Genomic DNA, 21,540 nt, shown 5'->3' with positions numbered 1-21,540 from the left:
TCCCCGTCGATCTAGGGCAGATGGTCGTGATTGGAGATCAACTAGCAACCATCTGCCCTAGATCGACGGGGAGGGAGAGGGGGGCGGGGCGGGGGCGGGGGAAGAGTTCGGTTCTGGGGGGTCGGAGAGCAGCGCGGCCGGCAGGTCGACCTCGACCGACCAGCCGCCGGACAGGCGCGGACCGAAACGCACGGTTCCGCCGTACAGGGCGACCCGCTCCCGCATGCCCACCAGGCCGTGCCCGCCGGTAAGCGGCGGCTCGGCGGCGATCCGGCCCCGACCGTCGTCCACCACCCGCAGCAGCAGGCGGCCCGGCGTCCGGTGGTCGAACACGACATCCACCCCGGCCCCCGCCCCGGCGTGCTTCAGGGCGTTGGTCAGTGCCTCCTGCACGAGCCGGTAGACGGTGAGGTCCAGGCCGGCCGGCAGCTCGACCGGCTGCCCGTGCACCGTGTGCCGGACCCGCAGCCCGGCCGCTCGGGACCGGTCCAGCAGCGCCCCGAGGTCACCCAACACCGGCCGCCGACGCGCCGGATCCCCCTCGATGGCTCCGACATCCGGCCCCGACACCTCGGTCGCCCGCATCGGATCGGGAGCCACCGTCGCCGTCCCACCACCCACCGGCGCCGAGCCGTCACCAGCTGGCGGACCGTCCCGCAACACGTCAACCAGGCGACGCATCTCCTGCAACGCCTCCCGGCCCGTGCCGGCCACCACCTGCACCGCCCGCCGGGCGGCTCCCGGATCACGATCGATCATGTAGCGAGCCCCGTCGGCCTGGACGATCATGACGGCCAGCCCGTGCGCCACCACGTCATGCAGCTCCCGGGCGATCCGGGTGCGTTCCTCCGCGACCGCCGCCCGGGACCGCGCGTCGCGTTCACGTTCCAGAGTGGCCGCCCGGTCCTCCAGACTCACCACGTACAACCGGCGGGTCCGCACATTCAGCGCCGCCGACCAGACCGCCCCGCACACCAGCCCGAGAAAGATCGCGTTACTCCACCACCGGCCATACAGCACCGGCACGGTGACCACCACTCCGACCGCCACCACCGCACCCGCGATGACGCCGTCCCGGAGCCGGTCGGCGTACTTCACCACGCTGTACATGGCGATCAACACCGCCACGTCGTACGGCAGCGGATGCCAGCGGAACGCGGCCTGGACCGCCGCGAGCACCGCAACCACGATCGCGGCCGGCACCGGACGCGACCGGCGGACCAGCAGGGGAACCGCCATCGCCATGCCGATCGCGGTGGACCACCAGCCGCCGGGCTGGTTGCCGGAGCCGGCGACGGCGAGCAACCCCACCAACAACGACACCGCGATGTCGAAGGCGAGTTGCCGCGGCGGGCGGCCGAGAACGGTACGACGTGCCATCGGCACCAAGACTACGATCCCCCACCCGGAACTCCCCGGGGGTTTGCAGCGACTATGTATACGTGCGTTGCGAGGACTGTAGGGAAGCGGTGTCCGCCCGGCTCGACGGGGAGGACGATCCACGGGAGCGGGCGGCGGTCGACGCCCACCTGGCCGGTTGCCCGGCCTGCGTACGATGGCAACGGGACGCCGTGGCGGTGACCCGGCTGGCCCGTACCATGCCGTTGGGCACCCCCGCCGGGGTGGACGACTCGGTGTTCGCCGCGCTGCCGGCACCCGGACGTGGACGCCGCCGGCTCGACGGTGTGCTCCGGGTGGCGCTGGGCGTGCTCGGCGGCATCCAACTGCTGCTGGGTCTGGCCCAGGTAACCGGGTTCACCATGAGCCACCTGCATGCCGGCCCGGCCGATCCTTACCACCTGTGGCACGAGTCCGCGGCCTGGAACATCGCCGTCGGCGCCGGTTTCGTCTGGATCGCCGCCCGGCGCACCCCGCCCACCGGGCTGATGCCGACACTCACCGCGTTCGTGGCGGTGCTGGCCGTGCTGTCGATTAACGACATCGTGACCGGCGCGGTCGGCGCCACGCGGCTGCTCAGCCACGCGATGCTGGTGCTCGGCTACCTGGTCCTCACGGTCATCCACCGGCGGAACGCCGGCGACCCCGGCCAACCACCCGCCGGTCGCGACCGGACTCCACGATGGCGGGCTCGGTTCGACGACGAGACCGAGTCGCCGGTCCGAGGGCGGCCCGCGCTGCGGCTGGTCCGCGACCTGCCGGCCGACGGACATGCCACCACCAGCCCCGGCAGCCGGGCAGCCTGACCCGGGACACGCCACCACCAGCCCCGACCGCCGGGCCGGCAGCCGGGCAGCCTGACCCGGGGGCCCGTGGCCGGCCATCCGTCGCCCGCCGCGTGCGACCGGGACGTTTCACCGCCGGAACGAGTTGGGTACCACTCCGGCATCGGCCCCGGCGGCCACCGGGCGGCCCCTCGGCCGGACGGCGGCCCCGGCTCTCACCCAGGGGGCAGGAATGCGATTCGGATCCATCGGCGGCGTCCTCGTCGTCATCTGGTTGATCATTGGGGCCATCGCGGCCGGCCAGCGTGGCTACTACAACGACGACCCGGACAACTGCGCCGAGGCCGGCACGGTAATCGTGACGATCGTCGCCGGCCCGCTCAACTACCTCGGCGTGAACCCGAAGATCAACTGCAACGTGCCGCAGCCGTCGCAGTAGTGAGGCAGTAGAAGCTCGCGACACCACCCCGATCGCCTTCGCGGGCGCCCGCCGGATCACACGTGACGGCGGGCGCCCGTCCCATGTCCCCCGGCTATGCTCGGCCGTCTGTGACCGGGACGCCGACGGCGGGCCGACACCATCAGGAGGCGATACGGGATGACCGGGCTGGACGCGCCACGCGGCGCGGCGTACGAGATGTTCGACGCCGATGACGCCTCGCGGGCCCTGGGCATCGAGTTGCTGGCCGCGGCCGATGGGACGGCGACGGCCCGGATGCGGGTGACCGGGTCGATGGTCAACGGGCATGGCATCGCCCACGGCGGCTACCTGTTCCTGCTGGCCGACACCGCGTTCGCCTGCGCCTGCAACAGTTGGGGTCCGACGACCGTCGCGGCCGGGGCCGACATCACCTTCGTCCGCCCGGTACGCGAGGGCGAGGTGCTGGTGGCACGCGCGGCGGAACGCACCCGGTACGGACGCAGCGGCATCTACGACGTGACGGTCACCCGCGACGGCGAGGTGGTGGCGGAGTTCCGCGGCCGCAGCCGCACCATCGAGCCGCGCTAGCCCTCCCGAAGCCCTTGGTGGCCACCGGCGACCGGCCCCGACGTGGCCACCGGCGACCGACCCCGACCTACCGGGCCAGCGAGCGGGCGATGACCATCCGCTGGATCTGGTTGGTCCCCTCCACGATCTGCAACACCTTGGCCTCGCGCAGGTACCGCTCGACCGGGTGGTCGGCCACGTAACCCGCACCGCCGAGCACCTGCACGGCGTCGGTGGTGACCCGCATCGCGGTGTCGGTGGCGAAGACCTTCGCCTTGGCCGCCTCCACCGAGTAGGGCCGGCCGGCGTCCCGCAACCGGGCCGCGGCCAGGGTGACGGCCCGGGCCGCCGACACCGCGGTCGCCATGTCGGCGAGCAGGAATCCCAGCCCCTGGAAGTCGATGATCGCCTGCCCGAACTGCTGGCGCTCCTTGGCGTACGCCACGGCGTAGTCCAGGGCCGCCTGGGCCAGCCCGACCGCGCAGGCGGCGATGCCGAGCCGGCCGGAGTCCAGCGCGGTCATCGCGATGGTGAAGCCCGTCCCCTCGGAGCCCACGAGGCGGTCCGCCGGCACCCGGGCGTCGTCGAAGGCGATCTGCGCGACCGGCGAGGCCCGCAACCCCATGGTCCGTTCCGGTGCCTGCGGCGTGATGCCTGGCGTGTCGGCGTCGGCCAGCAGGCAGGAGATGCCCTTGGGTCCGGGCCCGCCGGTGCGGCAGAAGATGTTGTAGAAGTCGGCGGCGCCGGCGTGGGTGATCCACGCCTTGGTGCCGGAGACGACGTACTCCTCGCCGTCCCGCTCGGCCCGGGTGGCCAGCGCCGCGGCGTCCGAACCACCCTGCGGTTCGGACAGGCAGTACGCTCCCAGCAGCTCCCCGCCGATCATGTCCGGCAGCATCGCCCGCAGCTTCTCGTCGCCGTACGCCGACACCGGGTAGCAGGACAGCGTGTGCACGCTTACCGCCTCCGCGACGGCCAACCACCGGCTCGCCAGCACCTCAAGCACCTGCAGGTACACCTCGTACGGCTGCTCGGCGCCGCCGTACTCGGCCGGGTACGGCAGGCCGAGCAGCCCGGAGCGGCCCAGGGTGCGCAGCACCTCGCGGGGGAACTCACCGCGTTCCTCGAACTGGGCGGCCCGCGGCGCGAGCTCCCGGTCGGCCAGCTCGGTGGTGAGCGCGAGGAGGTCGTACGCCTCGTCGGTGGGCAGGATTCGGTCGACGGTCATGGCAGGGTGGGCTCCGGGAGAATGGTGTCGAGTGGTGCGACGCCGCCCGCGGCTCGGACGGCATCATGGCGTTCCCGACTGGTGTCACGGCTCCGTTCGCGGACGGTGACCCGGCCGGGGGCGCCGACCAGCCGGGCGGGCGGATGGTGGGCGTCCATGCCGGATAGCTTAACGGTCGTTCGGTTTGCCGCGCTTGCCGCGGCGTCGATCCGCCCGATGTCGGCGATATCGAGACGTTCGAGCATCCGGTACCCGCCGACATCGCGTGGATCGGACGGGGATGTCTAATCGGGCAGCACCGCCGCGGCGACCCGACGGGCCCGGGCGGCGCTCGCCGTCACGTCGGTGCTGTCGACGAACTGGTCCACCGCCCCGACCGGCGGACGGTCGCGCAGCGCCGGATCGGTGATCGCGTCCCGCAACGCGCTGGCGAACCGGTCCGCGTGCAGCACCAGGAACGGCCGCCGGTGAAAGCGGCTGACCGCCGGGTCCTGCGCCGCCGCGAGGCCCCGCTCGTTGGTCCGGACCGCGGCCAGGGTGAGCGCCCGGCACAACTGCCGCTCCCGCTCCCGCCACGTCGCCGCCCGAACCGCACCGCTCAGGGCGTCCCCGACCTCCGGTGCGCCGGGCAGCCGACCGAACTCCGAGCCCAACCATTTGCCGTACGGCGGATAGCGCCGCTCCAGCAGCAGGAACAGCCGCATCAGGTCACGGGCCACGCGGGCGGCGAGCACCATGCTGCCCAGGTCGTCGCCGACCTCCGCGCACCGCCCGACGAGATGCTCCTCCTGGGCTATCCGGGTCCACTGGGCGGCGAGCACATACCGCCAGACGTCATCTGGATACCAGCCCAGCGCCGCCCGCGCGCGGGTCGGCCCAGCCTCGCCCAGGTCGTCGTGGAACACCGCGCCGCCGGTGAACTCGGCGAGCCGTTGGGTAGGGACAGCCAGCCAGTCCTCGGTGCCCACGCCGAGTCGCGGATCGAAGCCGAGTGACTCGGCGAGCCAGTCGCCCAGCACCCCGGCCCGTACGCCGTGCCGGTCCCCGGTGCGGGACAACACGCCAAGGCCGGTGTCCGGGTGCCCGGCGAACCGGGTCGGAAAGCCGAGAAACGCGGCCGGCAGGTCGTCGGCCACCGCCCGCTCGACCCGGTGGGCCAGATGCCCGTCCGACGGTGCCAGGAAGACCTGCAACCGCGGACCCCAGTCGTGGTCGATCGACCGGGGCGTGTCCAGGCCAAGCAGTTCCGACCCGGTGTCCAGGCGGCCGGCGGCGTACCGCAGGTCCGGAAACCGACCACGGACGATCGGACCCACCACGTCGTCGTGGAACCGTCGGCAGAGATCCAGTCCGGGCACGAACTCCATGGCCTCAGGGTGCCGGTTCCGGACCCGGCCCGCCGCCGATATTCGACCGGCACGCGGGTCCCGGTGTCGGTCCGCTGTGCGAGGCTGTCCGGGTGACGCGACCTCCGCTGCTCCTCGTCGACGCGCCGAGCCTCTACTTCCGGGCCTACTTCGGCATCCCCGAGTCCGCCGCGAAAGCACCGGACGGCAGCCCGGTGAACGCCGTACGCGGCTTCCTCGACATGATCTCCACCCTGATCCGCAACCGCCGACCGGACCGCCTGGTCTGCGCCCTGGACTACGACTGGCGCCCCGCCTGGCGGGTGGAGCTGCTCCCGTCGTACAAGGCGCACCGGTTGGTTCCGGCGGGTGACGCGGAGGTGGTACCGGACACGTTGGAGCCGCAGGTGCCGCTGATCCTGGAGGCGCTCGCCGCGGTCGGCATTCCGGCGATCGGTTGCGACGGTTACGAGGCCGACGACGTGCTCGGCACGTTGGCCACCACCCAGCCCGGCCCGATCGAGGTGGCGTCCGGCGACCGGGACCTGTTCCAGCTGGTCGACGACGCCAAGCCGGTCCGGCTGCTCTACTGCGGTCGGGGCGTGGCCAAGCTGGAGGACTGCGACGGCGCGGCGGTGCGGGCCAAGTACGGCGTACCTCCCGAGGGATACGCCGACTTCGCCGCGCTTCGCGGCGACCCCAGCGACGGCCTGCCCGGGGTCACCGGCGTCGGGGAGAAGACCGCCGCCCGGCTGATCGACCGGTACGGCGACCTCGCCGGCATTGTCGCCGCCATGGACGACCCGGTCGCCGGTTTCGCCCCCGGGCTGCGCGGCAAGCTGCTCGCCGCGCGGGACTACCTCGCGGTGGCGCCTCGAGTGGTACGGGTGGCGCGGGACGCGCCGCTACCGCCGGTGGACCCGACGCTGCCGCGCGGACCGGTTGATCCCGACGGCCTGCTGGCTTTCGCCGAGAAATGGAACGTCGCCGGTCCGTGCCGGCGTCTGGTCGACGCGCTGGCCGAACGAGCCTGACCTGGCGCCGGCCTGGTCGACGTCCCCGAACAGACAGGTCGCCAGCGCGCCGGGCGCATGACCGAGCGAGCCTTGCCCGGTCGGCCCGGCAGACCGGGCAGGCCCGCGACAGACCTGGCCTCAGCCGGTCTGCGCCCGATCATCCCGGCCGGCTCCGCGCGACCTCGGCGGTATCGCCGACCGCGCGCGCAGCCCGACCGGGTCGGCCTGCGGCTCGGCCACGCCGGCGGGCGGTCCGGCCAGGTCGTTCTGCCTGGCGTTGAGATATGCCAGGCCGGCCCGGTCCTCCTCGGTCGGCGCGGCCATCAGCGCGTACGCCAGACCGCCGGCAACGAAGATCACCGCGAGGACGATCGGCACGAGCAACGTGCCTACGGTGGCGCCGGTGGTCACCCCGGCGCCGGGCGTCAGCCGCACCGACATGGCCGTCATCCCGGTGTAGTGCATGCCGCTGACCGCGACCCCCATCACCAGGGCCGAGACAAAGATCGCCAGCGCCCGCTTCACGGTGATGGCCAGCCACAGCGCCGCCGTCGCGGCGACCACCGCGATGAGCACCGACAGCGAGACCCGCGTCGACTCGTACTGGACGACACCGCCGAGGCGCATGGCCGCCATCCCGGTGTAGTGCATCGCCGCCACACCGAGCCCGGTGGTCACACCACCGATGAGCACCCGGACCGTGCCCGACCGGCCCCGGCCGACCAGCATCAGGCCGACCGCCACCGCCACGACCGCGATCACCGCGCTGGCCACGGTGAGACCGATGTCGTACCGGATCGTCGTGCCGGTCACCCCGAACCCGAGCATCGCCATGAAGTGCATGGACCAGATGGCCGTACCGCCGATGGCCACCGACGCCAGTGCCAGCCACCACGTCCGCTGGCCGGTGGTCGGCGCGGCCCGCAGCCGCCCGACGCAGACCAGACCGAGCAGTGAACCCAGCACGGACAGCGAGTAGCCGAGCGTCGGCGTGATCCAGCCGTACGCGAAATGGTCGATGTGTGCCAACGGAATGCCCCCCAGGAAGTCGCGCCAGGCATCCGGGTGAGAGCCCCCCGACGAGACCTGAGCAGCATAAAAGATGCCCCGGCGGTCCCGTCAACGGGACCCCGTCCACGACCGCACCGCTCGACCGGCCGCAGGGCGTCGCTCAGGCCACCCCGGTGTACGCCAGCACCCCCCGGCGGATCGCGGCCATCGCCGTCTTCGCGGTGGCCCGCAACTCGGCGTCCCCACCATCGGCGAGCTGACCGAGCAGGTCCACCACCTGCCGGGCCCAGCGTACGAAGTCACCGGCCGGCATCTCGCCGTCCAAGGTGTGCCCGCTGGCCAGCACCTTGCCCAGCGGTTCACCACGGGTCCACCGGTAGATCGGCCAGACGAAGCCGAGGTCCGGCTCCCGGGTCGTCTCCAACCCGCGCCGCGCCTCGTCGGCCTCCAGATCGGACCAGAGCTTGACCGTGGCGTCCACCGCGTCCGCGACCGCACCACGGGGCACCGAGGTCCGTTCGTCGGTGTCCCGCCGCGCCTCGAACACCAGCGTCGACACGGCCGCGGCCAACTCGGCCGGCGCCAACCCGTCCCACACCCCCCGCCGCAGGCACTCGGCCACCAGCAGGTCGGTCTCCGACCAGATCCGCGCGAGAGTCCGCCCGGCGTCGGTCACGCCGCCGTCGCGGGTGAGATAGCCACGCGCGATGAGCAGCTCACAGATCCGGTCGAAGGTACGCGCCAGCGAGCCGGTCCGCCCCGTCACCCGCTGCCGCAACTCCTCGGTGTCCCGCGCCAACCGCCACCGCCGCTCCGCCCACCGGGCGTGCTCCTCCCGCTCCGGGCAGCCGTGGCACGGATGCCGACGCAACTCCGCCCGCAACTCGGTGAGCCGGTGGTCCTCGGCGCCCGGCCGGGACCGGCCACCACGCCGACCACCATGCCGGGCCAGACCGGTGCCGCTGACCTCGGCGGCGAGATCCCGCCGGGCGGCCGGCGACCGGTGGTTGAAGTGCTTCGGCACCCGGATCCGGGCGAGCACCTCGGCCGGCGCGGTGAAGTCCCCCGCCGTGACCCGACCCGCCCACCGGTCCTGGGTGAGCACCAGCGGTCGCGGCTCACCGAAACCGCCGGTGCCGGGGTCGAGGACGACGGCCAGCCCGGCCCGTCGTCCCGACGGCACCCGGATGACGTCACCGATCCGCAGCCTCTCCAGGGAGGTGATCGCCGCCGCGCGGCGCTGCCCCTGCCCCTGCCGGGCGAGGGCGCGCTCCCGGTCGGCGAGCGCCCGGCGCAGCCCGAAGTACTCCTCGAAGTCACCCTGGTGGCACTCCGCCTCCGCCGCGTACGCCGCCATCGTCTCGTCGTTGCGCGCCACCTGACGGGCCAGGCCGACCACCGACCGGTCCGCCTGGAACTGCGCGAACGACGACTCCAGCAACGCCCGGGCCGGCTCGGCACCCACCGAACCGACCAGATTCACCGCCATGTTGTACGACGGCCGGAAGCTCGACCGCAGCGGATACGTCCGGGTCGAGGCCAGCCCGGCGACGTGCCGCGGATCGACCTCGGGTGACCAGACAACGACCGCGTGCCCCTCGATGTCGATACCGCGCCGCCCCGCCCGTCCGGTGAGCTGGGTGTACTCCCCCGGCGTCAGGTCGACGTGCGCCTCGCCGTTGAACTTGACAAGCCGCTCCAGCACCACGCACCGGGCCGGCATGTTGATCCCCAGCGCCAGCGTCTCGGTGGCGAACACGGCCTTGACCAGTCCCCGGACGAACAGTTCCTCGACAACCTCCTTGAACGCCGGCAGCATGCCGGCGTGGTGCGCCGCCAACCCGCGCTCCAGGCCGTCGAGCCACTCCCAGTAGCCGAGCACTGACAGATCCTCACCGGGAATGTCGGTGATCCGCCGCTCCACCACCCGCCGGATCTCGACCCGCTCGTCCGGCGTGGTCAGTCTCAGTCCAGCGGCGAGGCACTGCTGCACCGCGGCGGCGCACCCGGCCCGGCTGAAGATGAACAGGATGGCCGGCAGCAGACCCTCGCGGTCCAGCCGTTCCACGATGTCGGCCCGCAACGGCCCACGCCAGCGCGGCCCCCGCCGGCCCGGCCCGGCGGTGCGACCCTCACCCAACTCCAGCCGCCGCAACTGGTCGCGGGTGTACCGCAACAGTTCCGGGTGCACGTCGTGCTTGCGGGCCGCGTCCGCGTCGTGGAACAGGTCGAACATCCGACGGCCGACAAGCATGTGCTGCCACAGCGGCACCGGCCGGTGCTCGCTCACCACCACCTCGGTCTGCCCCCGCACCGTGACCAGCCAGTCGGCGAACTCCTCGGCGTTCGACACGGTCGCGGACAAGGAGATCAACGTGACCGACGCGGGCAGGTGGATGATCACCTCTTCCCAGACGCCGCCACGGAACCGGTCGGCCAGGTAGTGCACCTCGTCCATCACCACATAGGCCAGGCCGTCCAGCGTGGCCGACCCGGCGTACAGCATGTTGCGCAGCACCTCGGTGGTCATCACCACCACCGGCGCGTCCCCGTTTATCGCGTTGTCGCCGGTGAGCAGGCCGACCCGCTGGGCGCCGTAGCGCTGCACGAGGTCGTGGTACTTCTGGTTCGACAACGCCTTGATCGGGGTGGTGTAGAAGCACTTGCGTGGCGGTCCCGCCACGGTCGGGGTGACCTCGCCACCGTCGTCCGCCGGCACGGTGATGACGCCACCGACATCGCCGTCCGCGACCGCCGGAGCCGTGATCGTGCCGTCCGGGTCGGAGCCGACCGGCGGCACCGGACCGGGACTGTCGGCGCCCACCGCGTCCGCGGGCAGCGCGCCACCGGCCGCCCTGGTGACCGGCGGCTCGTCGCCGCTGTCGAGCACCGCGGGAGGCGACCCGGGTCGCGTCGTCGCGGGCCGCCCGCCGCGCAACGCCAGATGCACGGCGAACTCCCCCACCACGGTCTTCCCGGCGCCGGTGGGCGCACAGACCAGCACCCCGCTGCCCCGCTCCAGGGCCTGGCACGCCTCCCGCTGGAAGTCGTCGAGGTCGAACCCGAGGTCCAGGGCGAACTCGTCAAGGGCGGGGAAACTACTCGCGTACGCGGCCCGGCGGCGCGCCGCGGCGTACCGCTCGGCGGGGCTCGACATGCTTCCCAGGTTAGTGCGTGCCGGTCCGCCACACCCGGCGAGGGCGTCGAGCGGACACGCCAGAGCCGGTCGGTAGGGTGCAGCACGTGCCGGACCACGCCGAACCGCCCAAGCCACGCCCGTCGAGCGGGACCGGGAAAGACGTCCGCCCGGCACCATCCCGCCGCCCGGTCGAGGCGGTGCTCTTCGACTTCCACGGCACCCTCGCCCAGGTCGAGGACCCCGTCGCCTGGGTGCTCGCGGCCGCCACCGCGTGCGGCGACACGCTGGACCGGGCGCGCGCCACCGCGCTGGCCGACCGGCTGGTCGTCGCCGGCCGGGCGGGCGGCCCGCTGCCCACCCGGGTGCCGCCACACCTGGCCGAGGTCTGGGCCGACCGCGATCTTTACGAGTACGCCCACCGCGCCGCCTACACCGGCCTGGCGGAGACGGTGGACGCCGGCATCGACGGGCTGCCGGACGCGCTCTACGACCGGCTGCTGGATCCGGCCGGCTGGCAGGTGTACGCCGACACGGCCGACACCCTCACTGCCCTGCGCGAGGCCGGCGTGCCGGTGGCGCTGGTGAGCAACATCGGCTTCGACGTCCGGCCGCTGTTCGCCGCCTGGGGCCTGGAGCACCTGGTGACCGCCTTCGTGCTGTCGTACGAGGTCGGCCGGTGCAAGCCGGACCCGGGCATCTTCCTGCGCGCGTGCGGTCTGCTGGGGGTGGCCCCGGAGCGGACCCTGATGGTCGGTGACACGCCGGCCGACGCGGGCGCGGTGGCAGCCGGATGTGCCGCCCTGGTCCTGCCGGCCGCCGACCCGGGCGCCGCGAACGGCCTGACGGCCGTGCTCGACCTCGCCACCGCCGCCCGCTGACCCCGGCGCACGGCCAGCGCCGCATCCCCCCGCCCGCCGGGTTGATCAAGAGGTTCGCGTCAGATTCCGCGCGGTTTTCCGACGCGAACCTCTTGATCAACCCGGCGAGTGCGGTGCGCGGGCGGATCAGCGCAGCAGCCGCACCGCGCCGGGCTCCGCGGTGATCGTCACCGGCAGCGCCGTCGCCCGTTCACCGTCGGCGTAGGCGGTGATCCCCTCGGCCGACAACTCCACGGTCCGGGCCCGGTACGAGCGCACCAGCGGATGCCGCACGTGCGTCCCGGAGTAGATGCGCGGCTTCACCCGCATCAGCGCCGTCCGGCTGAACCGGCCACCGACCACCACGTCCAGCAGCCCGTCGGTGGGGTCGGCCGCCGGGCAGATCCGCATCCCGCCGCCGTAACTGGGGCAGTTGCCCACCGCCACCAGCACCGCGTGCACCTCGTGCGACTCCCCGTCAAGGCGCAGCCGGTACGGGCGTGGTCGCAACCGGGCCAGTTCCAGCAGGATCGCCAGGTCGTACCGGCGCGGGCCGCGCGGCCACCGCATCCGGTTGGCCCGCTCGTTGACGAGGGCGTCGAACCCGGCCGCGAGCACCGCGCCGTACCAGCGGGTGGTGCCATCGGGGGTGGTGACCCGGGCCAGGTCGACCGGCCGGGTCCGGCCGGCCACCAGCGCCGTCGAGATCACCCCCGCGGCGGCCAGCGGATCCACCGGAAATCCGGTGTCCACCGCGAAGTCGTTTCCGGTCCCCGCCGGCACCGGGCCGAAGCCGACCGGCGTACCGGCGACCGCCTGGATACCCTGGTGGACCGTGCCGTCCCCGCCGACGGTGACCAGCGCGGCGGCCCCGTCGGCGACCGCGGCCCGGCAGGCCGTCGCGGCGCCGGGACCGTCGCTGGCCTCGAGCAACCGCACCGGCCGTCCGGTCGCGGCCAACCGGTCCAGCACCGCCGGCAGCAGCCCACGGAATCGGCCGCGCCCGGCCGTCGGGTTGGCCAGCACCGCCACCGGGCCGGCCGGCAGATCACCGGTCGCGGCCAGGTCGGGTCGCTGATCGGGTACGGTCACGGCGAGCACCGTACCGCCCGCCGGCCGGGTTGTCGGCCCCGGCCGGGTTGTCGGCCCCGGCCGGGTTGTCGGCCCCGGCCGGGTTGTCGGCCCCGGCCGGCTCCTGCGCCCGGCGCCCCCGGGCGGGCGTCAACCCGACCCGGTCACGTCATGTCGTCGTAGCGGCGCTCGATCGGCTTCGGCGGCGCCACCGGCGTGGTGGCCTCGATCGGTGTCACGACCTCCACCGGTGACCCGGCCTCGACCGGCTCCCGATCGTCGCTCAGCGGCGACACCTCGTCGTCGGCGACACCCGCGTACACCTCGCGGCCCCGGCCACGCCGCTTGTCGTTGAGGAACGCCACCCCGACGGCCGCGAAGTAGAGCGCGCTCAGGCAGATCGCCAGTGCGGTCATGCCGAACGGGTCCGGGGTCGGGGTGACCACCGCGGCGAAGGCGAAGAAGACGAACACGGCGATCCGCCACCAGCCCAGCAGGCGCCTGCCACTGGCCAGGCCGATGAAGTTGAGCATCAGCACGATCAGTGGGAACTCGAACGCCACTCCGAACAACAGCAGCAGGTTCGTGACGAACGAGACATACCGGGTGATGTCGAGGGTGGTGGTGATCTCCGCATCGCCGATGGTGAGCAGGAACTCCAGGCCCTTCGCGGCGACGAAGTAGGCCAGCACGGCTCCGGCGGCGAACAGCGGCGCCGCCAGCGCGGTGAACGCGTACGCGTACCGCCGCTCGTTGCGGTGCAGGCCCGGGGCGATGAACGCCCAGAGCTGGTAGAGCCAGACCGGAGCGGCGACGATCAGGCCGACCCAGAGCGCGATCTTGAGCTGGAGCAGCAGTAGGTCGGCCGGGCCCAGCTGGACAAAGGCACACTTGCCGTCCTCCAGCTTGGCCTGCGGCAGCGTGCAGTACGGCTGCTTGAGCAACTCCAGGACCGGCTCGGAGAGCCAGAAACCCACGCCGAATCCGACCAGGATGCCCAGCGATGCCTTGAACAGCCGGCTGCGGAGTTCCCGAATGTGCTCGACCAGGGTCATCGAGCCGTCGGCGGCCTTCTCGAAGTTGCTCGGGCCGCGCTTACGCAGGGCGAAGGCCACGGTGTTCGGGCCCTTTCAGATCAGTTGTCGCGAACCCGGTGCACCGGGTCGACGACCGGCTGCTGGGCGGGCGGCGCCGGGTAACCGGCGTTCGGCGCCTGGTAGCCGGCGTCCGGTGCCGGGTAGCCGCCCTGCGGTGCCTGCTGACCGTTCGGCGGGAGCGGCTGACGCTGGTGCTGGGCGTCGGCCTTCTCGGCCAGGTCCTTGTCGTCGTCGGCGAGACCCTTGGTCTCCGCCTTGATGATCCGCATGGAGCGACCCAGCGATCGCGCCGCGTCGGGCAGCCGCTTCGCCCCGAACAGCAGGATCAGGACGACCACGAGAACGGCGATGTGCCACGGCTTGAGGGCACCCATGGGAAGCTCCAGTTGGTCTGCGGGATGGTCGAGGTGTCCAGGCCATGGTACGTCCGTGCCGGCCCGGTGCCACCCACCGGGCGCCGCGAAATGATCGCCCGGTCCGTGCAGTCTTGACCAGGTTCGCAGCTCGCGTCAACCCGCTCAGAGACTGTTCAACCGCTCTTCCGCGCCTTGATCACTTCCAGTCGACGCTGGGCCGTACCGGCCTGGTTGGCCAGCCCTTCCAGCCGTACCTGCAGCTCACCGGCGGTCTGCTGGAGCGCCTCCGCCTCAACCTGCCGCCGCTGCAGGGCCAGCGCCGCACGACGCAGCGGCCCGAGGCCGGCGAGCACCGGCCGGACGGCCAGGGCGAGCACCAGCAGGCCGAGGACGACCGTCGCGACCACGATCCAGACCACCATGTACGATCCGTCCGTTTCATCCGCCGTGGGTGGAGAAGGTCCCTTCCCTCCCGGAGGCGTGGGCCAGGACCCTTCCCTGCACCTTAGGCGTAGGCGGTGAGAGCCGCCGTGGCGGCGTCCCGGACCCGCACCGCCAGCTCCGCGGGCGCGACGACGGTGACGTCCGGCCCCAACCCGAGCACCAGTCGCTGCGCCCAGTCCAGGTCGGTCACCCGCATCGTGACCACCCAGTCCGCGCCGACCCCGTCGGTGCCCCCGGCGTCCCGCCGGACGTGCTCACACGGGTAGTACTCGGTGATCCACCGGGCTCCACGACCCACACGCAGGGTGATCAGAGGCAGCTCGGCCGTGGGCTGGAACACGCCGGCACTCAGATCCAACCGGCGCGCCTGGGGCGGCGCCACGGCCGGCTCGGGAAGCTCGGCGAGCGCGTCGATCCGATCGGCGCGGAACAACCGGACCGCCTCGGCCCGCCGGCACCACGCCTCCACGTACGCCCGACCACCCACCATCAACGCCCGCAACGGGTCGATCACCCGCTCGGTGGTCTCGTCCCGGGTCGCGGTGTAATACGTGATCCGCCACGCCCGGCCCCGCTGCACCGCCGCACGCAGCCCGTCCAGCCGCTCGGCATCGCCGGGCATCCGGACCGCCACCGGCGCCTCGGCGTGCTCACCGGCCGCCGACTCGATCTTGGCAAGCGCACGCTCGATCGCGTCCCGGTTGGCCATCCCGGGCGTCTCCACCAACATCCGCAACGCCACCACCAGGGCGAGCGCCTCATCCGGGGTGAGCCGCAACGGACGGTCGATACCCGCGTCATAGGTGATCGTGACCCGGTCACCGTCGAAGGCCATGTCGATCAGGTCACCCGGGCCGTACCCGGGCAGCCCGCACACCCAGAGCAGCTCCAGGTCCTCACGCAACTGCCGCTCGGTGACGCCCAGGTCGGCGGCCGCCTCGGCGACCTCGATCCCCGGCCTGGACAGCAGGTAGGGCACCAGGTTGAGCAGCCGGGCCAGCCGGTCCGCCGACGCCCGCGACCCGCGCTGGGACGGTCTGGTCACGCCGGCACCCCGGCCCACCCGCTACTCACGCCGACACCCCACGCGCGACAACCTCGTCATGCCGCGCCGCGATCTCCTTGAGCCGCTGGAGGACGGCCTCCCGGATCTCCGGCGGATCGAGCACCCGCACATCGGGACCGTACTTGATCAACGTGCTGACGAACGCGTCCGCGTCGGCGTACGGCAACACCAACCGGTCCCCGTCCGGTCCCGGGATCACCTCCCGCGCCCACCTCCGCAGACCGGCCGCCCGGCCCTGCCGCGCCAGGACAGTCGCCCGCCCGGTGTGCTCGACCGGGCCGGACCAGCGCGCCACATGACTGATCAGGTCCTCGCCCACCCGCGCCGGGTACGCCCCCGAAGGCCCGGTGGCCCGGACCGACCCGACGATCCGGGACAGCCGGAAGCACCGGGTGGCACCACGGTCCAGGTCGTGGCCGACCACATACCACCGCCCCCGCCAGCAGACCACGCCCCACGGCTGCAACCGGCGGCTGGTGCTGGCGTCCGCGTCCGGCACCCGGTAGTCGAAGGTGACCACGCGCCGCTCCCGCGCCGCCGCGGTCAGTGGCGCGAAGGCCGGGTCGACCGTGACCACCGGTTCCAGCCCGAGCGTGGCCTGCGGATCCACGTCGATCCCGGCCGCCCGCAGCTTCGCCAGGCCGGACGAGGCGGCGGCGGCCAACCCCGCGTGCTGCCACAGCCGTGCGGCGATGCCCACCGCGGCTGCCTCATCCGGCTCCAGCGGGATGTCCGGCAACGCGTACCGCCGGTGCGCGATCCGGTAACCCGGCTCGCTGTCGAACGCGCTCGCGGTGCCCGTCTCCAACGGCACACCGAGATCGCGCAACTCGGCCTTGTCGCGTTCGAACTTGCGCTGGAACGCCTCGTGGTCGCGCGGATCGTCCGGGTCGTGCTCGTAGCCGGGCACGGTGGCGGCGATCTGGGCCGCGGTCAGGAACCGCCGGGTCGACAGCAGGCAGATGACCAGGTTGACCAGACGCTCGGTACGGTTCCGGGACACGCCGCAACGCTAGCAGCGTCGCGGCCGCCCGTGCGGGCACCCGCGCCGGTCACGACGGCTTCCCGGCCGTCCGGCCGGCCCACCGGACCCGCCCGGGGCCGCCCGGGACGCCACCGGCCGGCCCGGCTAGCGTTTCGGTCATGGTGCGATGGCGGTCCGGAACGGTGGCGCGACTACGCCGCCAGTGGCGCGGCGCGATGGAACTCGACGTCGTCGGGTCCGACGGCGGCACCATCCGGGCCCTCGCCTATCCCGCACTGGTCGGCTCGCCCGAACCGGGCGACCGGGTCCTGCTCAATGTCGGCGCCCTGATGATGGGGCTGGGCACCGGCGGGTACGCGCTGGTGGTCGCGCTGCCGGACCGGCTGCCCCCGGACCCGCCGGAACCGGCCGGCAACCGCGACGCCGGGCACCTGGTGAAGGCCCGCTACACCCCCCTGCAACCGATCCTGCTCGGCGTCGACGAGGATGCGTCACCGCACCGGGCCGTGCTCGCCGAGGCCGACAGCATCGACGGGATGCCGGTGGTCGTCGCGGACCTGCACTCCGCGCTGCCGGCGGTCGTCGCCGGCGTCCGGGCCGACGCCCCGGCGACCCGCATCGCGTACGTGCTCACCGACGGCGCCGCGCTGCCCGCCTGGTTCTCCCGCACCCTGGACGGGCTGGCCGGCCACCTGGCCGGCACGATCACCGTCGGGCAGTCCTTCGGCGGGGACCTGGAGGCGGCCACCGTACACACCGGGCTACTCGCCGCCCGCCATGTGCTGGGTGCCGATCTGACGATCGTCACGCAGGGGCCGGGCAACCTGGGCACCGGCACCCGGTGGGGCTTCTCCGGGGTGGCCGCCGGCGAGGCGATCAACGCCGTGTCCGTGCTGGGTGGCCGGCCGGTTGGCGCGTTGCGGATCTCCACGGCGGACCCCCGCCCGCGACACCGTGGCGTGTCACACCACAGCCTCACCGCGTACGGCCGGGTCGCGCTCGCCGCCGCCGACCTGGTGGTGCCGGCGGGTCTGGAGCCGTCGCTGGCCGAGGCGGTCGAGACGGCGCTGGCTCCGCTTACCACCCGGCACACCGTGGTCCGGGTCGGCGTCGACGGTCTGGACGCGGCACTGCGGGCATCGCCGGTACCACTGTCCACGATGGGCCGGGGACTGGACGCCGACCACACCTACTTCCTCGCCGCGGCGGCGGCCGGCCGGCACGCGGCCCACCTCGCCGACGCTCCAGCCGGGTAGCCTCCGCGTGTGCGCAACGGCGGCTACGGGGGCCACGGGGAGCCGGTGACGGTACGACTGCTGGGACGGGTCGAGCTGACCGTCGACGACCGGACCGTGCCACTGTCCAAATTGGAATGCGGGCTCGTCGCGGTGCTCGCGCTCGCGGCGCGGCAGGTGGTGTCGACGGACACGCTGATCGACCGGCTGTGGGGGGCGGATCCGCCGTCGTCGGCCCGCACCCGGGTGCAGGCCCTGGTGTCCCGGATCCGTCGGGCCGCCATCCCGTCCGGGCCGGGACACCACGTCATCACGACCGTCGCGCCGGGCTATCTGCTGGCGCACCGCATTCTGGACGTCGAACAGTACGTCCGGTTCGCGGACACGGCGGCCCGCTTGCGGGAGGCCGGCCGGCTGGAGGCAGCCGCCGAGCGGTTGCGCGAGGCGTCGGCGCTGTGGCGGGGCGACCCGCTGGACGGGGCACCCGAGCCGGTGCGGGCCGCCGAGGCACACCGGTTGACGGAGCTGCGGCTGACCGGCATCGAGGACCGGATCGCCATCGAATTCGATCTCGGCCGGTACGGCTCGGTCCTGCCCGAACTGACCCGCCTGGTGGCCGCCCATCCGCTGCGCGAGCGGATCCGTGCCCAGCTCATGCGGGCGCTGTCGGCGACCGGCCGACAGGCCGAGGCGCTGGCCCTCTACCACGAGGGCCGCCGGGTGCTCGACCACGAGCTGGGCATCCCGCCCGGCCCCGAGTTGCGCGCGACGCACGAGGCGGTGCTCGTCGGCGCCGCCGCGGTGACCCCGACGGGCGCGACATCGCCGCCAAGTGTCCTCGGCGAGTCCACCGCGGCAGGCCCCGCCGCCCCCTCGCCCGCCGTCGTACGTTCCCCGTCCGACCCCGGTGACGTGGCGTGGCCGGTCGTGCCGAACCAGCTCCCACCCGACGATCCCCGGTTCGTCGGGCGCCGCCGCCAGATCGACAAGCTGACCGCCCTGTTCGCCACCGGATTCATCCGGCCCGCGCCGGGGCTGCCCGTGATCGCCGTGATCACCGGGATGGCCGGGTCCGGCAAGACGGCATTGGCTGTCCGGTTCGCCTGGCGGGTACGGGACGGTTACCCGGACGGCTGCCTCTACGCGGATCTGCGCGGACAGTCCGCGGCGCCGGCGTCCCCGCACGAGCTGACCGGCACCTTCCTGCGGGCGCTGGGCGTGCCGGGAGCCGCCATCCCGGAGCCGGCGGACGAACGGCTCGCGCTGTACCGGTCGGTGTTGGCCGACCGGCGGGTGCTGCTGGTGCTGGACAACGCCGCCAACGAGGCACAGGTGCGACCGCTACTGCCCGGCGGCGGAGGCAACGGGCTCCTGGTCACCGCGCGGAACCGGTTGGCCGGGCTGACCGCCGACCGGCTGCCGCTCGGGATGCTCACCGAGGCCGAGGGGCTGGACCTGTTCGACACGCTGGTGGGCCCGCACGTGGCGACGGCTGACCCCGGGGCGGTACGACGCGTGCTCGACAAATGCGGGCGGCTTCCGCTGGCGATCCGGATCGCCGGTGCCCGCATCGCGACCACCCCCGGCATGCGGGTGGACGAGCTGGCGGGCCGGCTTCGGGACGAGGCCCGCCGGTTGGACGAGTTGTCCGCCGGCGATCTGCACGTCCGAGCGTCGCTCAGTGTGGCGTACCAGAGTCTGGACGGTCCCGGCCGCCACCTGTTGCGGATGCTCGGCCTGCTGCCCGCCCCCCATGTCACGGTGCCGGTCGCGGCCGCCCTGCTGGATCAACCGACCACCGCCGTGGCGGGTCAACTCGACGCGTTGGCCGGTGCCCACCTGCTCCAGCCCTACGCGCCACCTGGACGGGACACGACGCGCCGGTACCGGCTGCACGACCTGGTGCAGCTCTACGCCCGGGAACGGGCGATGGCGGAGGAAACCGACCGGACCCAGGCCGCGGCACTCGACCGGGCCCACCGCACGCTGCTGGACCTGGCGATCCGGGCGGACCGGTCGCTGCCCGCCCGGTCCTTCCCGGTGCCCGCCGGCTGGGCCCGCCCCGGTCCCGTCCCGGACCCGCCGTCCGCCGCGCCGGTCGCCTGGTTCGACACCGAACGCGACCTACTGCTGGCCGCGGTGCGGCAGGCGGCGACCGGCCCGTCCCCGGAACTCGCCGCCCGGCTGGTCGCCGTGACGATCAACTACCTGGCCATGACGGTACGGTTCGCCGACTGGGAACGGATGGTCACCGTGGCCGCCGAGGGGTTGGCGAGGGTGGACCCGCGGCTGTTCGCGGCGGAGCGGGCCGTCCTGGCGCACGCCCGGGGCGCGCTGCTGCGCGGCCGGTACGAGGCTCGGCAGGCGCTGCCCTGGCTGCGCCAGGCCCGGCGGCTCTACCTGCGGGCCGGCGATCCCGTGGGGGCGGCGTCGGTGGCGACGGAACTCGGCATGGTGGCCCGGCTGTTCGGCGCGCCGCGGGTCGCGGACGCGCAGTTCCGGTGGGCGCTAGACCGGTTCGCGGCCGACGGCCCGGTGGTGCAGGAAGGCTACGCGCACATCGGCATCGGCAACCTGTGGCTCGACGAGGGGCGTGCCGACGGCCGGATCGAAACGGCCTTCACCCGCGCCGTGTCGGTGTTCCGCGCCGGTGGCGACGTCCGGGGTGAGGCCAACGCGGTGGCGTGCCTCGGCGCCCTGCACCGTCGCGAGGGTCGGGCCGAGGCGGCGGCCGGGCACTACCGGCGCGCGGTCGCGTTGCTGGAGTCCATCGGTGACGACTTCGGCCTCGCGATGGCCCGCCAGGGACTCGCCGAGATCCACCTCGACGCCGGTGACCTGGCCACCGCGCGGCGGCTCGCCGACTCGGTCCGGGCCGGGTTCGAGCGGCTGCGGCACGGCTGGGGCACGGCACGGGCGGCCCGGACGCTCGGCCGGATCCTGCTCGCCGAGGGCCGCTACCGGGAGGCGGTGGCGGAGCTGGACCGCGCCGTGAGTGCCTTCCGGGCGGTGGGCGACATGCCGAGCACGGCCGCGACCCTGCTCGATCTGTCCCGGGCCCGCGCTGCCAGCGCCGCCGAAGCCTGACCCACCAGCGACGCGGGACGGACCGGCGCTGCGCGGCGGACCGGCGCTGCGCGGCGGACCAGCGCGACGCGGAAACGGGCTGGCGCTATGCGACGGCCATAGGGAAATCGAAGCGCATCCGCAGTGGCGGTGATGACGATCAGTTCACCAGCCAACAAGGAGGCACGATGACCACACTCTTCAGGCGACTCGGCGACCGCGCGCTGGGCCTGTTCCTCGACGACGTCGAGGCGGGCGCGTGCGTACCCGAGCACGGTGACTACTGCGGCTGCAAGCCGTCCGGCGGCTACTGCTCCGGCGGTATCTGGTACCGGTACTACCGCCGGGCCACCTTCAACTGCAGCGGCAGCTGCGTCACCTCGTCCAGCGCCTCCATCTGTTACACGGAGCGGACGCAGCTGGGCTGCTGACGGATCACCCCGCGACCGACC

General features: G+C 73.4%; 19 protein-coding genes and 2 pseudogenes. 8 read left to right on the top strand and 13 right to left on the bottom strand.

What is annotated here, in order from left to right:
* Window positions 1–57: 57 nt before the first annotated feature.
* Window positions 58–1,380, bottom strand: a complete 1,323-nt coding sequence (locus tag ACFQUZ_RS27575) for a sensor histidine kinase (RefSeq protein WP_377447348.1) — start codon at window positions 1,378–1,380, stop codon at window positions 58–60.
* Between the two features lie 62 nt (window positions 1,381–1,442).
* On the opposite strand from ACFQUZ_RS27575, the gene ACFQUZ_RS27570 reads away from it, so the two are divergent.
* The 3 genes from ACFQUZ_RS27570 (at window position 1,443) to paaI (ending at window position 3,192) form a co-directional block, all read left to right on the top strand.
* The gene (locus tag ACFQUZ_RS27570; protein WP_377447346.1) at window positions 1,443–2,204 is read left to right on the top strand and encodes a zf-HC2 domain-containing protein; all 762 of its coding nucleotides are present in this window, start codon (window positions 1,443–1,445) and stop codon (window positions 2,202–2,204) included.
* Window positions 2,205–2,415: 211 nt separating this feature from the next.
* A complete protein-coding gene (locus ACFQUZ_RS27565) occupies window positions 2,416–2,622 on the top strand; it encodes a hypothetical protein (RefSeq protein WP_377447344.1) in 207 nt (68 codons plus the stop codon).
* A 159-nt stretch (window positions 2,623–2,781) separates the two neighbouring features.
* Complete coding sequence (gene paaI, locus ACFQUZ_RS27560) at window positions 2,782–3,192, top strand: hydroxyphenylacetyl-CoA thioesterase PaaI (protein WP_377447342.1); 411 nt, start codon at window positions 2,782–2,784, stop codon at window positions 3,190–3,192.
* A 67-nt stretch (window positions 3,193–3,259) separates the two neighbouring features.
* Here paaI and ACFQUZ_RS27555 read toward each other — a convergent pair whose 3' ends face one another.
* The 3 genes from ACFQUZ_RS27555 to ACFQUZ_RS27545 all read right to left on the bottom strand — a co-directional run bounded on the left by ACFQUZ_RS27555 (window position 3,260) and on the right by ACFQUZ_RS27545 (window position 5,766).
* Window positions 3,260–4,399 (bottom strand): acyl-CoA dehydrogenase family protein, encoded by a 1,140-nt coding sequence (locus ACFQUZ_RS27555; RefSeq protein WP_377447340.1) that lies wholly within the window; start codon window positions 4,397–4,399, stop codon window positions 3,260–3,262.
* Window positions 4,396–4,557, bottom strand: coding sequence for a hypothetical protein (locus ACFQUZ_RS27550; protein ID WP_377447339.1), 162 nt, complete (start codon window positions 4,555–4,557; stop codon window positions 4,396–4,398). The genes ACFQUZ_RS27555 and ACFQUZ_RS27550 overlap by 4 nt, the downstream gene beginning before the upstream one ends.
* 126 nt (window positions 4,558–4,683) lie before the next feature.
* Complete coding sequence (locus ACFQUZ_RS27545) at window positions 4,684–5,766, bottom strand: DUF4037 domain-containing protein (RefSeq protein ID WP_377447337.1); 1,083 nt, start codon at window positions 5,764–5,766, stop codon at window positions 4,684–4,686.
* A gap of 92 nt (window positions 5,767–5,858) precedes the next feature.
* Here ACFQUZ_RS27545 and ACFQUZ_RS27540 point away from each other — a divergent pair, with 92 nt between their 5' ends.
* Window positions 5,859–6,779, top strand: a complete 921-nt coding sequence (locus ACFQUZ_RS27540; RefSeq protein WP_377447335.1) for a 5'-3' exonuclease H3TH domain-containing protein — start codon at window positions 5,859–5,861, stop codon at window positions 6,777–6,779.
* A 120-nt stretch (window positions 6,780–6,899) separates the two neighbouring features.
* Here ACFQUZ_RS27540 and ACFQUZ_RS27535 read toward each other — a convergent pair whose 3' ends face one another.
* The 3 genes and pseudogenes from ACFQUZ_RS27535 to ACFQUZ_RS27525 all read right to left on the bottom strand — a co-directional run.
* The gene (locus tag ACFQUZ_RS27535) at window positions 6,900–7,790 is read right to left on the bottom strand and encodes an MHYT domain-containing protein (protein WP_377447333.1); all 891 of its coding nucleotides are present in this window, start codon (window positions 7,788–7,790) and stop codon (window positions 6,900–6,902) included.
* A gap of 142 nt (window positions 7,791–7,932) precedes the next feature.
* Window positions 7,933–8,439: pseudogene (locus ACFQUZ_RS27530) on the bottom strand (RNA helicase); the annotation flags it as partial.
* Window positions 8,440–8,744: 305 nt separating this feature from the next.
* A pseudogene (locus ACFQUZ_RS27525) lies at window positions 8,745–10,929 on the bottom strand (DEAD/DEAH box helicase); the annotation flags it as partial.
* Between the two features lie 86 nt (window positions 10,930–11,015).
* Between ACFQUZ_RS27525 and ACFQUZ_RS27520 the strand changes: the two are divergent.
* Window positions 11,016–11,789, top strand: coding sequence for an HAD family hydrolase (locus ACFQUZ_RS27520; RefSeq protein WP_377447332.1), 774 nt, complete (start codon window positions 11,016–11,018; stop codon window positions 11,787–11,789).
* Window positions 11,790–11,915: 126 nt separating this feature from the next.
* Here the strand turns inward: ACFQUZ_RS27520 and ACFQUZ_RS27515 are convergent, their stop codons facing one another.
* The 6 genes from ACFQUZ_RS27515 to ACFQUZ_RS27490 all read right to left on the bottom strand — a co-directional run bounded on the left by ACFQUZ_RS27515 (window position 11,916) and on the right by ACFQUZ_RS27490 (window position 16,805).
* Window positions 11,916–12,860 (bottom strand): diacylglycerol kinase, encoded by a 945-nt coding sequence (locus ACFQUZ_RS27515; protein WP_377447330.1) that lies wholly within the window; start codon window positions 12,858–12,860, stop codon window positions 11,916–11,918.
* Between the two features lie 143 nt (window positions 12,861–13,003).
* Window positions 13,004–13,954 (bottom strand): twin-arginine translocase subunit TatC, encoded by a 951-nt coding sequence (gene tatC / locus ACFQUZ_RS27510; RefSeq protein ID WP_377447328.1) that lies wholly within the window; start codon window positions 13,952–13,954, stop codon window positions 13,004–13,006.
* A gap of 20 nt (window positions 13,955–13,974) precedes the next feature.
* Complete coding sequence (tatA, locus tag ACFQUZ_RS27505) at window positions 13,975–14,310, bottom strand: Sec-independent protein translocase subunit TatA (protein ID WP_377447327.1); 336 nt, start codon at window positions 14,308–14,310, stop codon at window positions 13,975–13,977.
* 155 nt (window positions 14,311–14,465) lie between these two features.
* Window positions 14,466–14,714 carry a hypothetical protein gene (locus ACFQUZ_RS27500; RefSeq protein WP_377447325.1) on the bottom strand — a complete coding sequence of 83 codons (249 nt, stop codon included), beginning with the start codon at window positions 14,712–14,714 and terminating at the stop codon, window positions 14,466–14,468.
* A gap of 83 nt (window positions 14,715–14,797) precedes the next feature.
* Window positions 14,798–15,781 (bottom strand): helix-turn-helix transcriptional regulator, encoded by a 984-nt coding sequence (locus ACFQUZ_RS27495; RefSeq protein ID WP_377447323.1) that lies wholly within the window; start codon window positions 15,779–15,781, stop codon window positions 14,798–14,800.
* A 25-nt stretch (window positions 15,782–15,806) separates the two neighbouring features.
* Complete coding sequence (locus tag ACFQUZ_RS27490; protein ID WP_377447321.1) at window positions 15,807–16,805, bottom strand: helix-turn-helix transcriptional regulator; 999 nt, start codon at window positions 16,803–16,805, stop codon at window positions 15,807–15,809.
* 140 nt (window positions 16,806–16,945) lie between these two features.
* Between ACFQUZ_RS27490 and ACFQUZ_RS27485 the strand changes: the two genes are divergently transcribed.
* The 3 genes from ACFQUZ_RS27485 to ACFQUZ_RS27475 all read left to right on the top strand — a co-directional run bounded on the left by ACFQUZ_RS27485 (window position 16,946) and on the right by ACFQUZ_RS27475 (window position 21,519).
* On the top strand, window positions 16,946–18,043 hold the full coding sequence (locus ACFQUZ_RS27485; RefSeq protein WP_377447319.1) for a DUF3866 family protein: 1,098 nt from the start codon (window positions 16,946–16,948) through the stop codon (window positions 18,041–18,043).
* Window positions 18,044–18,052: 9 nt separating this feature from the next.
* The gene (locus tag ACFQUZ_RS27480; RefSeq protein ID WP_377447318.1) at window positions 18,053–21,109 is read left to right on the top strand and encodes a BTAD domain-containing putative transcriptional regulator; all 3,057 of its coding nucleotides are present in this window, start codon (window positions 18,053–18,055) and stop codon (window positions 21,107–21,109) included.
* 167 nt (window positions 21,110–21,276) lie between these two features.
* On the top strand, window positions 21,277–21,519 hold the full coding sequence (locus ACFQUZ_RS27475) for a hypothetical protein (RefSeq protein ID WP_377447316.1): 243 nt from the start codon (window positions 21,277–21,279) through the stop codon (window positions 21,517–21,519).
* The last annotated feature ends 21 nt before the right edge of the window (window positions 21,520–21,540 follow it).

This window comes from Plantactinospora sp. GCM10030261, from assembly GCF_042666615.1.
In the GTDB taxonomy this organism is placed as follows: Bacteria; Actinomycetota; Actinomycetes; order Mycobacteriales; family Micromonosporaceae; genus KBS50.
The sequence above is the reverse complement of the archived record's forward strand: the minus strand, read 5'-3'. Positions and strand labels throughout refer to the sequence as shown.